Source organism: Burkholderia sp. COPS (assembly GCF_019425585.1).
Lineage (GTDB): Bacteria > Pseudomonadota > Gammaproteobacteria > Burkholderiales > Burkholderiaceae > Burkholderia > Burkholderia cepacia.
This window is the reverse complement of the sequence record NZ_WIXR01000012.1, coordinates 154016-168243: the sequence shown is the minus strand read 5'-3', so window position 1 is coordinate 168243 and position 14228 is coordinate 154016. Positions and strand designations below refer to the sequence as shown.

At 68.6% G+C, this 14228-nt stretch carries 12 protein-coding genes; 1 reads left to right on the top strand and 11 read right to left on the bottom strand.

The window, feature by feature from the left end; all coding sequences use genetic code 11:
• Positions 1–256: 256 nt before the first annotated feature.
• Positions 257–1168, top strand: a complete 912-nt coding sequence (locus FOZ70_RS10260) for a LysR family transcriptional regulator (protein WP_021156690.1) — start codon at positions 257–259, stop codon at positions 1166–1168.
• 129 nt (positions 1169–1297) lie between these two features.
• On the opposite strand, the gene FOZ70_RS10255 is transcribed toward FOZ70_RS10260, so the two are convergent.
• The 11 genes from FOZ70_RS10255 to FOZ70_RS10205 form a co-directional block, all read right to left on the bottom strand.
• Positions 1298–2458 carry a mandelate racemase/muconate lactonizing enzyme family protein gene (locus FOZ70_RS10255; protein WP_059488899.1) on the bottom strand — a complete coding sequence of 387 codons (1161 nt, stop codon included), beginning with the start codon at positions 2456–2458 and terminating at the stop codon, positions 1298–1300.
• Between the two features lie 59 nt (positions 2459–2517).
• The gene (locus FOZ70_RS10250; protein ID WP_048021618.1) at positions 2518–3708 is read right to left on the bottom strand and encodes a benzoate/H(+) symporter BenE family transporter; all 1191 of its coding nucleotides are present in this window, start codon (positions 3706–3708) and stop codon (positions 2518–2520) included.
• 39 nt (positions 3709–3747) lie between these two features.
• Positions 3748–5379, bottom strand: a complete 1632-nt coding sequence (gene gshA, locus FOZ70_RS10245; RefSeq protein WP_219705856.1) for a glutamate--cysteine ligase — start codon at positions 5377–5379, stop codon at positions 3748–3750.
• Between the two features lie 66 nt (positions 5380–5445).
• On the bottom strand, positions 5446–6762 hold the full coding sequence (locus FOZ70_RS10240; protein WP_021156686.1) for an LLM class flavin-dependent oxidoreductase: 1317 nt from the start codon (positions 6760–6762) through the stop codon (positions 5446–5448).
• 68 nt (positions 6763–6830) lie between these two features.
• Positions 6831–8021 carry a cystathionine beta-lyase gene (gene metC, locus FOZ70_RS10235; protein ID WP_219705772.1) on the bottom strand — a complete coding sequence of 397 codons (1191 nt, stop codon included), beginning with the start codon at positions 8019–8021 and terminating at the stop codon, positions 6831–6833.
• Between the two features lie 2 nt (positions 8022–8023).
• Positions 8024–9865, bottom strand: a complete 1842-nt coding sequence (gene ilvD / locus FOZ70_RS10230) for a dihydroxy-acid dehydratase (RefSeq protein ID WP_219705770.1) — start codon at positions 9863–9865, stop codon at positions 8024–8026.
• Between the two features lie 51 nt (positions 9866–9916).
• Positions 9917–10987, bottom strand: a complete 1071-nt coding sequence (locus FOZ70_RS10225; protein ID WP_258025589.1) for a DUF6421 family protein — start codon at positions 10985–10987, stop codon at positions 9917–9919.
• A gap of 26 nt (positions 10988–11013) precedes the next feature.
• On the bottom strand, positions 11014–11538 hold the full coding sequence (locus FOZ70_RS10220) for a flavin reductase (protein WP_027790681.1): 525 nt from the start codon (positions 11536–11538) through the stop codon (positions 11014–11016).
• A 37-nt stretch (positions 11539–11575) separates the two neighbouring features.
• Positions 11576–12880: an MFS transporter gene (locus FOZ70_RS10215; protein WP_059589336.1), complete on the bottom strand. Its 1305-nt coding sequence runs from the start codon at positions 12878–12880 to the stop codon at positions 11576–11578.
• Between the two features lie 467 nt (positions 12881–13347).
• A complete protein-coding gene (locus tag FOZ70_RS10210) occupies positions 13348–13863 on the bottom strand; it encodes a gamma-glutamylcyclotransferase family protein (RefSeq protein ID WP_219705766.1) in 516 nt (171 codons plus the stop codon).
• The gene (locus tag FOZ70_RS10205; RefSeq protein WP_175850750.1) at positions 13860–14168 is read right to left on the bottom strand and encodes an acyl carrier protein; all 309 of its coding nucleotides are present in this window, start codon (positions 14166–14168) and stop codon (positions 13860–13862) included. Before FOZ70_RS10205 ends, FOZ70_RS10210 begins: the two co-directional genes overlap by 4 nt.
• Positions 14169–14228: the final 60 nt, after the last annotated feature.

Below are 14228 nucleotides of genomic sequence, written 5' to 3'. Positions count from 1 at the left end.
GGTAAATTCGTCGGCGAACGGCCGTGTTGCGCCGGCCATCTCGATCCAGTGTTGCCATCACGTGTCACAAAAGCCGTAGCGACACGCGATCCGTCAATTGCCGGCTGGTTTTCCCGGCGTTTGCGTCGCATGAAGTGGCGCGCTGGCCATCGGCTTATGCGCCCCGCACACACAAGAACGAACCGGCTCCCGATGCGCCACAGGCCGCTGGTCCAATATATGATTCATCACCATTCAGCCGCTTCAGGTCGAACGAATGCCCAACTTCCCCCCGGATCTTCGCCAGTGGTATTACTTCGCGGCCGTTGCCGAGGAGCGGCACTTCGGCCGTGCGGCTGCGCGCCTCTCGATGACCCAGCCGCCGCTGTCGCAGGCAATACGCTCGCTGGAACGCGAGCTCGGCGTCGAGCTCTTCGCACGCACGAAGCGTGCGGTCGCGCTCACGGCAGTCGGCGAGGCGTTGCTTCCGACGGTGCTGAAACTGCTTGCCGCGGCCGAGGAGCTTCCCGCGCTGGCAAAGAGCCTCGCCCTCGGCGAGACCGGAAGACTGTCGCTCGCGTTCGTCTCGATTGCCGATTACGGGCTGCTGCCCTCGCTGCTGCGCGAATTCGGCATGCGCTATCCGCTGGTGCGATTGCAACTGACCGAAGCGACGAGCGACGTGCAGATCGAAGAGCTGGTCGCGGGCCACATCGACGCGGGCCTGATCATTCCGCCGTTGCCGCCACGCTACGTGGCCGAGCTGTCGTATCTGCCGCTCCTGAGCGAGCCGCTCGTGCTCGCGATGCCGAGCGCCGCGTCGACGGCACCCGACGATGTGCCGATTCACCTGAAGGAAGTTGCGGACCTTCCGCTCGTGATTTTTCCGCGCCGTCTCGCCCCGAGGTTTTACGACGCGATCATGGAGTGCTATAGCGACGTCGGTGTCGTCCCGCACATCGGTCAGGAAGCAATCCAGATGCAGACGATCGTCAGCCTCGTGTCCGCCGGTATGGGCGTCGCGCTGGTGCCGCAATCGTTGCGCAATCTGCGACGAACGGGTGTCGTCTATCGCCCGCTCGCACACGGCTCGTTCGTCGTCGAAACCGGCCTCGTCTGGCGCAAAGGCGATATCGGGCACGTCCTTGCCAGCTTCATCAATATCGTGCGGACACTGGCCTCGGCATGACGCCGGCCGCACGCAGATCCGTTCCGGCATGTCAGGGCCGATTCGCAGGCCACTCGCCGCGCGACGACGCGCGGGAAGCCGTCGACGCACGGCCGGCGCGTTCTCGCTCGCGGACGCGCCGGCCGACGCTCACGCCTTGCCGTGCCCCTGCGATCCCGGGCCCGACGAGAATTCGCGGACACCATCGCGATTGATGCCGAAGCCGAGGCCCGGCGTGTCGGGCAGTGCCAGCGTCCCGTTCTGCTCGGCCGGCAGGCCGGTAAACAGGTTCCGGCAGATCTCGACCGCGACGACGTGCCACTCGACCGAGCCGCCGTTCGCGAGCCCGCCGTGCAGATGCATGTTGTGGAACGGGAACGTGCCGCCATTGTCGATCGGCACGCCGAACGCCTGCGCGAGCGCGGCCGCGCGCGCCGCGACGGAGAACCCGCCGCACACGCACACGTTTGGCTGCAGGATGTCGACGGCGTCGTTCACGAGGAAATCCCTGAACCGGAACAACTGTCCCTCGCTTTGCCCGGTGGCGATCGGAATGCCGCCGCGCTTTCTCAGGTCGGCGAGCTTCGCGGGGTCGTTCTCGGCGATCGGCTCCTCGAAGAAACCGATGTCGCAATCGGCCACGCGCTCGGCAAGCCGCAGCGCGTGATAGTGGTCGAGCCCGCAGTTCGCGTCGATGTAAATCTCGGCGGCTGCGCCCACCGCATCGCGCACCGCGCGCACGCGCGCGACGTCGTCCGCGACGACCTGGTCGAGCGAGCGCCCTTCGTCGCGGCGCGCCAGCGCGTGATAACCGACGATCATCTTGATGCGGCGATGTCCGGCGCCGACGAGCGCACGCGCGGCATGTATCAGCTCCGGGCGCTCGAGCGACGCGAAGCCGAACGTCGTATACAGCGGCACGACCGGGCGCGCGCCGCCGAGCATTTTCCACACCGGCAGCCCGGCGATCTTGCCGATCGCATCCCAGACCGCGATGTCGATCGCGGAAATCACGTGCCCCGCATAGCCGGTCTGCCCGCGCGGGCATAACAGCCAGTACAGCTTGTCGAGAATCCGCTCGCGCTCGACGACGTTCATCCCGACCAGGTTGGGTGCGGCGACGTGATCGATCGCCGCGGCCACGACCGCTTCGTCGGTGATCGCCGTGAAGCCGTGGCCGACCACGCCCTGCGACGTCTCGATTTCGACGATGACGCCCGACAGCTTGCCGGACAACCGCACGCCGGCGATCTCAGCGTCGCCGCGCGCGAACACCGGCGTCGCGGTCACTTTCACGATGTTGTGCTGCATCTCTTCTCCGTTTTTTTGAGGGAATGGCAGAACTGCGGGGGCCGCGTCGTCGCGCGGCATCACCGGCCCTTCTCGCGACGCAGCACGAACGTCAGCCCGATGCCGGTCAGCAGGCCCCAGAACGCGCCGCCGATGCCGAGAAACGCATGGCCCGCCATCGTCACGAGGAAGGTCAGGATCGCGGCCTCGCGCGCGTCCTTGTCGGTGAATGCGTTGAGCAGCGCGCCGCCGAGGGCGTTCATCAGCGCGAGGCCGGCAACCGCTTCGATGATGATCGGCGGCGCGACCGCGATGAACAGCGTCGCGGCGCTCGCCGCGAACCCGTACACGATGTACGCGGCACCGCAGACGATGCCGGCCCAGTAGCGCCGCGATTCGTCGGGGCCGGCCTCCTCGCCGGCGCACAGCGCGGCGGTGATCGCGGCCAGCCCGATCGGCGGCGCGCCGAAAGGCGCCGCGAGCAGGCTGCACAGCCCCGTGGCCGTGAACAGCCGCGACGCCTCGGGCCGGTAGCCGTTGACGTTGAGCACCGCGACGCCCGGGATGTTCTGCGACGCCATCGTCACGATGAAGAGCGGCACCGCGACGCTCACCATCGTCGACGCCGAGAACACGGGCCCGACGAGCGCAAGGTGCGGCAACATCCCGGTCGCGCCGACGCCACCCGTCTTCGCGATGAATGCGATCACGACCAGCGTCGCGACCGCGGCGCACGGCACCGCGAGAATCTTGCGAACCCGCATCATCACGACCCACACGAGCAGGACCGGCGCGACGTACAGCGGATACTGCTCGAGTGCGTGCACCGGGGCGACGCAGAGGTTCAGGATGATCCCCGCGAGCATCGCGTTGGCGATCGGCAGCGGAATCCTCGAGATCGCGCGGCCGAGCGGCTTCCACAGCCCGGCCAGCGTGAGCAGCACGCCGGTCAGCACGAGCGCGCCGACCGCGGCCGGATAGCCGCCCTTCACGGCGCCCAGGCCGAGCAGCAGCGCGGCGCCGGGCGTCGACCACGCAGCGCTGACGGGCATCCGGGTCCGGTAGCTGAGCACGATGCCGGCCAGCCCCATCACGATCGAGACGGCCATCAGGCCGGACGCGGCCTGCGCGCGCGTTGCACCGACGTTCATGAGCGCATTCACGATCAGCGTGAACGTCGATGCAAAGCCGACGAACGACGCCAGCGCGCCCGCGCCGGCCGCCCGCGCCGAGAACCCGCGATCGGTCTTCATTTCCGCGATACTGCTCATCTGTCCTCCGTGAGATGGATTCGATACGGCGACGCCGTATCAGTGCGCACCATGTGTCGGCTCGCCGCACTCCTGGTTCAGCGTTCCCGCGTGATACGCGGCGAGAAACGCGTCGAAGTTGCCGATCTGCGTGCGCTCCAGGTCGGCCTGCCGGCTCAGCGATTCGGCCGCGATTGCGTCGAAATGCGCCTGCACGTCGGCCGGCAGCGGACGCGCGCGGAACGCCCCGGTATGCGCGAGCGTCTGCCGCATCCCGAACGCGAAGCACGCGCCGCCCGGATCGTCGCGCAGCGTGTGCAGTGCATCGAGTACGCGCGCCGACGGCGTCGCCCGCGGATCGTCGAGCTTCGCGTATTGCGCATCGAGCGCGGCGGTCGTGCGTGTGTCGCCGCGCTGCAGGTCCAGCACGCCGGCCGCCTCGTTGATTCGCGCGAGCAGTTCGTGCGCCCACACGCGCAACGCGACGCGCTCGCCGCCACGCTGCAACTCGAGCCCCGGGCGCCGGCCTTCCCGCGCAACCGCCGCGAAGTTGCGCCGGCACGCGTCCTGCTCGGCACCGGCGAGGCACGGACTGTCGTCGAGCGCGCAGAACAGCAGGAACGCGTCGACAAAGCGCAGCGTCGTCTCGGCGACGCCGTGCGGCGCGAACGGATCGATGTCGAGACAACGCACCTCGACGTATTCGACGCCGCGGCTGCGCAGCGCGTCGAGCGGCCGCTCGCCGCTGCGCACCGTGCGCTTCGGGCGGATCGACGAGTAGAACTCGTTCTCCATCTGCAGCAAGTGCGTGCTGAGCTGCAGCCATTCTCCGTCGCGCTTCGCGCCGATCGCCTGGTACTCGGGGCACGGCTGCGCGACGGCTCGAGCAAGGCCGTCCAGGTACGCAGGCAGGTTGTCGAGGCACGGCGCGAACGCACCCTGCACCCGGTTCTGGTAGCCGAGGTCGCTCATCCGCAAGCTCGTCGCGTGCGGCAGGTACAGCGTCTGCGCATCGAATGCGTCGAGCCCGTGCCGGTCGCCGGCGACGAAACCCGCGCACAGCGCCGGCGACGCGCCGAACAGATACAGCAGCAGCCAGCCGTAGCGATGGAAATTGCGGATCAGGGCGAGATAGCCTGCCGAGCGCATGTCGCGCGCGTCGCGGCCGGCCGGCTCGCATCCGTCGCGCACGTCGCGCAGCAGCGGCCACACGGCATCGGCGAGCGAATAGTTGTAGTGGATCCCGGCGATGCACTGCATCGCCTTGCCGTAGCGGAACGCCAGCCCGCGCCGGTACACGTGCTTCAGGATGCCGATGTTCGACGTGCCGTACCACGCGATCGGAATGCGCCGGTCGTCGTCGAGCGGGCACGGCATCGACTGACTCCACAGCAGCTCGTCGCCGATCGCGCGGCACGCGAAGCGGTGCAGCTCGTCGAGCCGCTCGATCACGTCGGCCGCGTCGTGCTGCGGCGGCGTGACGAACTCGAGCAGCGGCTCCGCGTAGTCGGTCGTGATCGACGGGTGCGTGAGCGCCGCGCCGAGCGCGTGCGGGTGTTGCGTCAGCGCGAGCCGGCCGGCGGCATCGACGCGCAGCGTCTCGCGCTCGACGCCGCATAACCCGTCGCCGAGCAGCGGCAGGTGTGCGGCGTCGCTCAGCACGCCGAGCCGGCGGCGGTACGGCGTCGTCATCCATGTGGATCGGGGTGAATCGTGGGTCATTGCGGTCTCCCGGAACGAAATCTGGCGGCGCGCCGCTCAGTCGAGCGGGCTCTTCGGCCGCGGCAGGCCGATGTGTTCGCGCAGCGTCGTGCCTTCGTAGCGGGTGCGAAACAGCCCGCGCCGCTGCAGCTCCGGCACCACCATCGTCACGAAGTCGTCGTAGCCGTCAGGCACCGTATAGAACACGACGATGAAGCCGTCGCACGCCTCCGTCATCAGCCACTCCTCCATCTGGTCGGCGATCTCGGACGCCGTGCCGACCATCTCGCCGGTGCCGGATTCGGCCGCCCGCTTCGCCAGCTCGCGCACCGTCAATCCCTCGCGGCGCGCGAGCGCCGCCCATTCGCGCTGGTTGCCCTGCCCCTGTTCCGTGTGCGGCAGCTCGGGCAACGGCTTGTCGGGATCGAACTTCGAGCAGTCGACGCCGAGCCGGATCGACAGGTTCGGGATGTTGCTGTCCACGTGGACGAGATCGTCCATGTAGCGCTTCTTCGCGAGCGCCTCCGCGCGCGTGCGGCCGACATACACCTGGTTGGCGGGCAGGATCTTCACGTGATCGGGGTTGCGCCCGGCCGCGACCGCGCGCGACTTCACGTCGCGGTAGAACGCACGGCCCGTCTCGATGCTGCGCGCGTTGCCGAACACCAGGTCGGCCGAACGCGCGGCCATGTCGCGCGCTTCCTCCGACGCACCGGCGAGCGCGATCACCGGCCAGCCCTGCACGGGCCGCGCGATGTTCAGCGGCCCCTTGACCGAGAAGAACTTGCCCTTGTGGTTGAGCGGCCGGATCTTGTCGAGATCGGAGAACACGCCCGCCTCCTTGTCCATCACGAGCGCGTGATCGGACCAGCCGTCCCACAGCCCCGTCACGACGTCGAAGAACTCCTCGGCGCGCTCGTAGCGTTCGGCGTGGCGCAGCGCGGTCTCGAGACCGAAGTTGAGCGCGGCCTCCGGGTTCACCGTCGTGACGATGTTCCAGCCCGCGCGGCCGCCGCTCAGGTGGTCGAGCGACGCGAAGCGGCGCGCAAGCAGGTACGGATCCTCGTAGCTCGTCGTGCCGGTCGCGATCAGGCCGATGCGGTCGGTGCATGCGGCGATCGCCGACAGCATCACGAGCGGGTCGTACGACGTGATCGTGCCGCTGCGCTTGAGCGCATTCGGCGGCATCGGCATCACCGCGAGGTGGTCGGCGGTGAAGACCGCGTCGAAGCACGCGTGCTCGAGCTTCTGCGCGAGCGACCGGATCACCGGCCAGTTGAAGTTCGCGAGCGTCGGCGCGCTCGGGTGCCGCCACCACGCCGTGTGCAGGCAGATGGGGCGCATGAATCCACCCAGGCAGAGTTGCTTCGTCATACGGGGTTCCTCGTCATTGGAATGCGGCGCGAAACGTGCGGGCCGTGCGCGTGCTGCTCGTGTCGGCGTCAGCGCGCGGCGTTGAAGCGGGCGAAGCCGGTCTCGAGGTCGCCGATCAGGTCGTCGACGTTTTCGAGCCCGATGTGAAAGCGCACGCACGGGCCGCCCGGGTCCCAGTGCGACGCGGTGCGGTACGCACTGCAGTCGAACGGCATCGCGAGGCTTTCATAGCCGCCCCATGAATAACCGAGCCCGAAATACGCGAGCCCCTCGAGCAGCGCGGCGACGGCCTGCGCGGGCGCCGGGCGCAGCACGACGGAGAACAGCCCCGTCGCGCCGCCGAAGTCGCGCACCCACAGCGCATGGCCGGGATCGTCCTCGAGCGCCGGATGGCACACGCGCCGCACTTCCGGACGCGCGGCGAGCCAGCGTGCGACACGCAGCGCGTTCGCCTGGTGCTGGCGAAGCCGCACGCCGAGCGTCCGGATGCCGCGCAGCGTGAGAAACGCGTCGTCCGAGCCGACGCACTGCCCCGTGTCGCGCTGATACTGTTCGAGCGCCGGCAGCGCGCGCGCGGACGCCGACACCATGCCGATCATCACGTCCGCATGACCGGCGAGGTACTTGGTGCCGGCCTGGATCACGAGATCGGCGCCGTGCGCGAACGCGTCGAAGAACAGCGGCGTCGCCCACGTGTTGTCGAACAGCACCACGAGCCCGCGGTCGCGCGCGAGCGCGGCGAACGCCGGCACGTCGCACAGCTCCATGCTCTGCGACGCGGGCGCTTCGAGATACAGCGCGCGCGTGTTCGGCCGGATCAGCGCGGCGAGCGCGTCAACCGACGCGAGCGGATCGAAGTAGGTCGTCTCGATGCCCGCGCGCCGCAGCACGCCGTCGCACAGCTGGCGCGCGGGCTTGTACACCGCATCCGTCATCAGCAGATGGTCGCCGGCCGACAGGCACGACGACAGCGCGGTCGTGATCGCGGCAAGCCCCGACGGGCACAGCACGACACCCGCGCCGTGATCGAGCGCGCGCACCGCGTCCTGCAGCGCGGCCGTGGTCGGCGTGCCGCGCCGGCCGTACACGTACGGCTGCGTGTAGCCGAGCAGGTCGGCCACGCTCGGCGCGAGCACCGTCGAGCCGCGATACACCGGCGGGTTGACGAAGCCGTGATGCGCGGCCGGCGCGCGGCCGCCCGTGACGAGCACGGTGTCGACCTGCGCATCGGCCGCCGGATGGTTCGGGGCGGGCCGCACGGTCAGCCCTTCACGATCCGCACGGCGCCGCGCGCCGCGCTCGTCGTCATCGCCGCGTATGCGCGCAGCGCGCCCGACACGCGGCGCTGCCGCTTCTCGGGCTGCCACGCACGCGCGCCGCGCTCCTCCATCGCCGCGCGGCGCCGCCGCAGTTCGTCGTCGGACACGAGGACGTTGATCGAGCGGTTCGGGATGTCGATCTCGATCGCGTCGCCGTTCTCGAGCAGCCCGATCTCGCCGCCCTCCGCCGCCTCGGGCGACACGTGCCCGATCGACAGCCCCGACGAGCCGCCGGAGAAACGACCGTCGGTGATCAGCGCGCACTGCTTCGCGAGCCCCTTCGATTTCAGGTAGCTGGTCGGATAGAGCATCTCCTGCATGCCCGGGCCGCCCCGCGGCCCCTCGTAGCGGACGATCACGATGTCGCCCGGGCCGACCGCACCGCCGAGGATGCCTTCGACCGCCTCCTCCTGCCCTTCGAACACGCGCGCGGTGCCGGTGAATTTCAGCATCCCGCCGTCGACGCCCGCGGTCTTCACGATGCAGCCGTCGCGCGCGATGTTGCCGAACAGCACCGCGAGCCCGCCGTCGCGCGAGAACGCGTGCTCGGCATCGCGGATGCAGCCGTTCGCGCGGTCGAGATCGAGTTCGTCGTAGCGGTTGTCCTGGCTGAACGCGACGTGCGTGCGCACGCCGCCGGGCGCCGCGCGATAGAAGCGCGACACCGAATCGACGCGGTTGCGCATCACGTCCCAGCGCGCGAGCACGTGCGCGACGCTCGGCGCATGAACGGTCGGCAGCGTCGTGTTCAGCAGCCCCGCGCGATCGAGTTCGCCCATGATCCCGATCACGCCGCCGGCCCGGTGCACGTCCTCCATGTGGACGTCCTGCACCGACGGCGCGACCTTGCACAGCACCGGCACGCGGCGCGACAGCCGGTCGATGTCGGCCATCGTGAAGTGCACGTCGCCTTCGTGCGCGGCGGCGAGCAGGTGCAATACCGTATTGGTCGAGCCGCCCATCGCGATGTCGAGCGTCATCGCGTTCTCGAACGCATCGCGCGTCGCGATCGAGCGCGGCAGCACGCTCGCGTCGTCCTGCTCGTAGTAGCGGCGCGCGAGATCGACGATCGTGCGCCCAGCCTCGATGAACAGGCGCTTGCGCTCGGCATGCGTCGCCAGCACCGAGCCGTTGCCGGGCAGCGCGAGCCCGAGCGCCTCGGCGAGGCAGTTCATCGAGTTCGCGGTAAACATCCCGGAACACGAGCCGCAGGTCGGGCACGCGACGTTCTCGACCGCGCGCACCTCGTCGTCCGTCACCTGGGAGTCGGCCGCCACCACCATTGCGTCGATCAGGTCGAACGCGCGGCGCTTGCCGCGGAACGTCAGCTTGCCGGATTCCATCGGGCCGCCGGACACGAAGACCACCGGGATGTTCAGGCGCATCGCGGCCATCAGCATTCCCGGCGTGATCTTGTCGCAGTTCGAGATGCAGACCATCGCGTCCGCGCAGTGCGCGTTGACCATGTACTCGACGCTGTCGGCGATCAGCTCGCGCGACGGCAGGCTGTACAGCATGCCGTCGTGGCCCATCGCGATGCCGTCGTCGATCGCGATCGTGTTGAACTCCTTCGCGACCGCGCCGGCCGCTTCGATCTCGCGCGCGACCAGCTGGCCGAGATCCTTCAGGTGCACGTGACCGGGCACGAACTGCGTGAACGAATTGACGACCGCGATGATCGGCTTGTCGAAATCGGCGTCGGTCATCCCGGTGGCGCGCCACAGGCTGCGCGCGCCCGCCATGTTGCGGCCGTGCGTGGAAGTGCGTGAACGATAGGTGGGCATCGTGATCCTCGGTTGATTCGTTGCGAAATGGGGGCGGGCGGCGGGCTTCCGTCAATGCGGCCTGCCGGCCGCGCCCCAGTTGTTGTCGTTCTTCGCGAGCGTCGGCAGCACGAACGACAGGATCTTTCTCCGGTCGAGATCGGACGACACGCTGAGCTTGTATTCGAGCGCCGTCAGCTTGATCACGATGGACCTGAGCGCCTGGGTCAGGCGTTCGTAGCCCCCTTCGAAATAGAGTGAGCCGCCACGCTGCGCGATCACGCCGTGACGGGACAGGTAATGAAACAGCGCGACCGACGAGCGCGCGTCGTAGTTGTCGAGCGGCGGCGCCTGCAGCGGGTAGCGGATCAGGCGCTCGGCCAGGATGTACTGGATCGAGGCGCGCAGCACGCGGTCGTCCGAGCGCAGCCGGAACAGCGCGAGGATCGACAGGATGTCGACCCGCAACTCCTCCGCGCCCGCACCGTTGCGCGTGCTCTTCGCATCGAGGTACTCCGGGATCGGCAGGAAGCCCGTGCGATGGTGGTACTCGTGCAGATGGACCCAGATCGCGCTCGCCTGCGTCAGCAGCTCGTCGTCCGCCGAGAGCAGATCCGGGAACGCGGTGGGCGACCAGTTCGCTTCGATTGCCGGGCGCGTATGGCGCTTGAAGCGCTCGACGAACTTGTCGATGAAGTAGTACGCCTTGTGATACGCGCGCAGGTCGGCGTCGATGAAGTTCTCGCCGAATACCGCGACCGCGAGCGGATTGAGAAAGCCGTCCGTGCACATGCGGATCTGCACCGGCAACGCGTTGCCGTCCGGCGCGATCGCGAGCACGCTCGGCGGAATCGGCACGGGCGCGATCGCGGCCGCCTCGAGGAACGCGTCGGCGTTGTAGGGCACGTCGAAGAACCCGAGGATGAAGCTCGGGTCCACCGAGTACGTGAGATCGAGCAGGCGCCCCGATGCGAGGCAGCGGTTCTCCAGCGCCACGAGCAGCGCTCGCACATGCGGGTTGTCGGCATAGTCGCCGAGATGCGCGCGTGCGCACTGCGCGATGCGCACGACGTCGGTGCGAAAACCGCCGGCGAGGATCTCGCCGCGGCAGCGGTTGGTGGCTAGTACGATTTCGCGTTTCATGTCGGTCATCCTGTCGGCACGCGTCGTCACACGACGCGGAACTCCCGCTGCAGATAGACGAGCGTGTCGTCGTCGGGCGCCGCACAGTGCAGCGCCACGACTTCGCCGACCAGCAGTTCATGCGTCGCCGCGCTCATCGACGCGACGAGCCGGCAGTCGAGCGCGATGCGCGCGCTCGCCAGCACCGGCGCGCGCGTCGCGAGCTCGCCCCATTCGCCCACCGTGAAGCGCGCGTCGCGCTCGTGCGCGGTCCGGCCCGCGAACACGTCGGCGAGAAACCGGTCGGCGGCGCCGAGCGTGTTCACGCAGAACACCTCGTTCGCGATCAGCCGCTGCGCCGATACGCTGCCGCGATTGACGGACACGAGCACCGTCGGCGGCGCATCGGACACCGACAGCACGGCGGTCGCCGTCATGCCGCAGCGCCCGGCAGGTCCGTCGCTCGTGAGTACGTGAACGGCCGACGCCACGCGGCACATCGCGTCGCGAAAGCGCTGCGGCGAGGCGCCCATCGACTGGTCGGGGAACAGTGCGGGTTCGTTGTGGATCATGTCCTGTCTCCGTGCATGGGGGAAAAGCCGCGCATCGCTACCGGTTCACCAGCGCCTTCGGCAGCGACAGCGCGAGCAGTCCGCCCAGCGCCATGCAGCCGGCCATCATGTAGAGGCCCGCGTCGTTCGATGCGGTCAGTTGCTTGAGCAGCCCCATCAGGTAAGGGCCGAGGAAACCTGCGAGGTTGCCGACGGAATTGATCATCGCGATCCCGGCGGCGGCCGCGGTGCCGCCGAGGAACGCGGTCGGCAGGCTCCAGAACAGCGGGATCGCGGTGAGGATGCCCATCGTCGCGAGCGTCAGCGCCGCGATCGCAAGCCCCGTCTGATGCGCCCAGCCGACCGCGAGCACGAGCCCCACCGTGCCCATCGCACCGGGCACCGCAAGGTGCCAGCGGCGTTCGCGAAGGCGATCCGAACTGCGTGCGATCGCGATCATCGCGACCACCGCAAGCGCATACGGCACCGTCGACAGCAGCCCGATCGTCAGCGGATCGGCCACGCCCGTCGCATGGATGAGCGTCGGCAGCCAGAAGCCGACGCCGTACAGGCCGATCACGAACGAGAAGTAGATCGCGCACATCAGCCACACGCGCGGATTCGCGAGCACCGCCCCGAGCGACAGGTGAGACTTGACCGCGTCCTCGGCATTCACGTTGCGTTCGAGCAGCGCGCGCTCCTCGTCGCTCAGCCACTTCGCCTGCGCGATCCGGTCGTCGAGCAGCGCGTAGACGAGCAAGCCTGCGACGATCGACGGCAGCCCTTCGAGCAGATACAGCCACTGCCAGCCGTGCCACCCGTTGATGCCGTCGAATGCTTTCAGGATGTAGCCGGAAATCGGGCCGCCGACGACGCCCGACAGCGCAACGGCCGTCATGAACACCGTCGTGATCCGCCCGCGCCGATGGGCCGGATACCAGTAGGTCAGGTACAGGATCACGCCCGGAAAGAAACCGGCCTCGGCGGCGCCGAGCAGGAACCGCATCGCGTAGAACGCCGTCGGCGTCGTGACGAACATCGTCAGCGCGGACACCGCGCCCCACGTCACCATGATTCGCGCGATCCAGACGCGTGCGCCGATGCGGTGGAGGATCAGGTTGCTCGGCACCTCGAAGATGAAATAACCGAAGAAGAAGATGCCGGCGCCGAGCCCGTAGGCCGCGTCGGACAGCCCGAGATCGCCGGCCATCTGCAGCTTCGCGAAGCCCACGTTCACGCGGTCGAGATACGACACCAGGTAACAGAACAGCAGCAACGGCATCAGCCGCCACGCGACCTTGCGATAGGCGGCGTCTTCCGACACCCCCGCTGCGGGCAATACGGTCGATACGAGCGTCTCCATGATTTTTTTCCTTGTTTGCGATCGATTGTCATTCGTTGCGCACGGCGCCTTGCACGCGTCGCCCGACGGCGGCACCCGCGATCCGGCGCACGAGGCAGCGAGCCGTCCTCCTCCGGTCGGCGCGTTCTCGCATGCGGGGTGCCGCGTGCCGCACACCTGTGTGCGGCACGCCGGGCGGGTGTCGATCCGGCTCGCGGGCGCGGATCAGGTGCGCATCGGCCTCGCGAGGTTCGTTCGTGGCGTTGCCGCGGATCCGGGGGCTCGTTGTACGTCGTTGTGCCCGGGCGCTGCGTCGCGGGCAACGCGCAAGATGCGCATGACGCGCGGATGGTCGAAAGCCTGGTTCATGTTCAACCTTTTGCTCACATGCCCGCTTAGGGCGCCTTTAAAACGCTCGTCGACGTTCGAAGTCGCGAACGCACCGCTGGATCGGGCGCTCTTGTGGAGCGCACGATGCCTTGATTCCGTCATGCCGCACGCGGCGGCCGATCGCGCAGCCCCGCCATGTAGGCGACCGTGCGCTCGCAATACGCCGCCGACACGCCCGCGTCGGCCAGCCCGCGAACCAGCAGGTCGCGGTAGCGCGCGCTCGGCGCGGCGTCGCAATCGAGCGTGACCGCACCGCGATATGTCAGCGCATGTACGCGCCGCCCGCCGGACGCCAGCACCTCGACCGCGTAGCGCACGTAGCGGCCGAGATGCACGCCTTCGCGACGCTCGAGCGCGTCGAGCATGCGCATCGGCAACCGATACAGCGCGCCCTCGACGATCGCACCGGCCGCCGGCTCGATGTTCGCGCAGCAGACCGGCTCGTTGAGCGACGCGTAATTGAACGCGAGGCGATGGCCGTCGAGCTGCGCCGCGCCCGCGAAGTACGTCGCCGCGTCGCAGCCGAGCGACGTCGACAGGCTCGCGAGGTTCATGCACGAGCCGTATGCGAAATACGTGAACGCCTCGTCACGAAGCAGGTCGTCCGGCGTCATCGCGACGCGCTCGCGGCATGCGGCGTGCCGAGCACGTAGTGGTCGTAGATCGCCGCGACCGACGCGATCGAGTCGAGCACGAAGTCGCCGATCGGGATGTCGATCCTGAGCGTCTGCTCGATGAACAGCACGAAGTGCACGAGCGACAGCGAGTCGAGCAGATTGGCGTCGAGCAGGTTCGTCTGCGCGGTCACGCACGCCGGCGCGCCCGGGTCGATCCCGGCCAGAAACGTCTTCACGCTGTCGATCAATTCGTCGAGGCTCATCATCCGCATCACGATCACGCTCCAGAAACGCACGTTCATCCCGGCCCGCGCGCATCGCACTGGCCGGCTTCGTCTTCACCGAACCGCAAGATCCTTCAC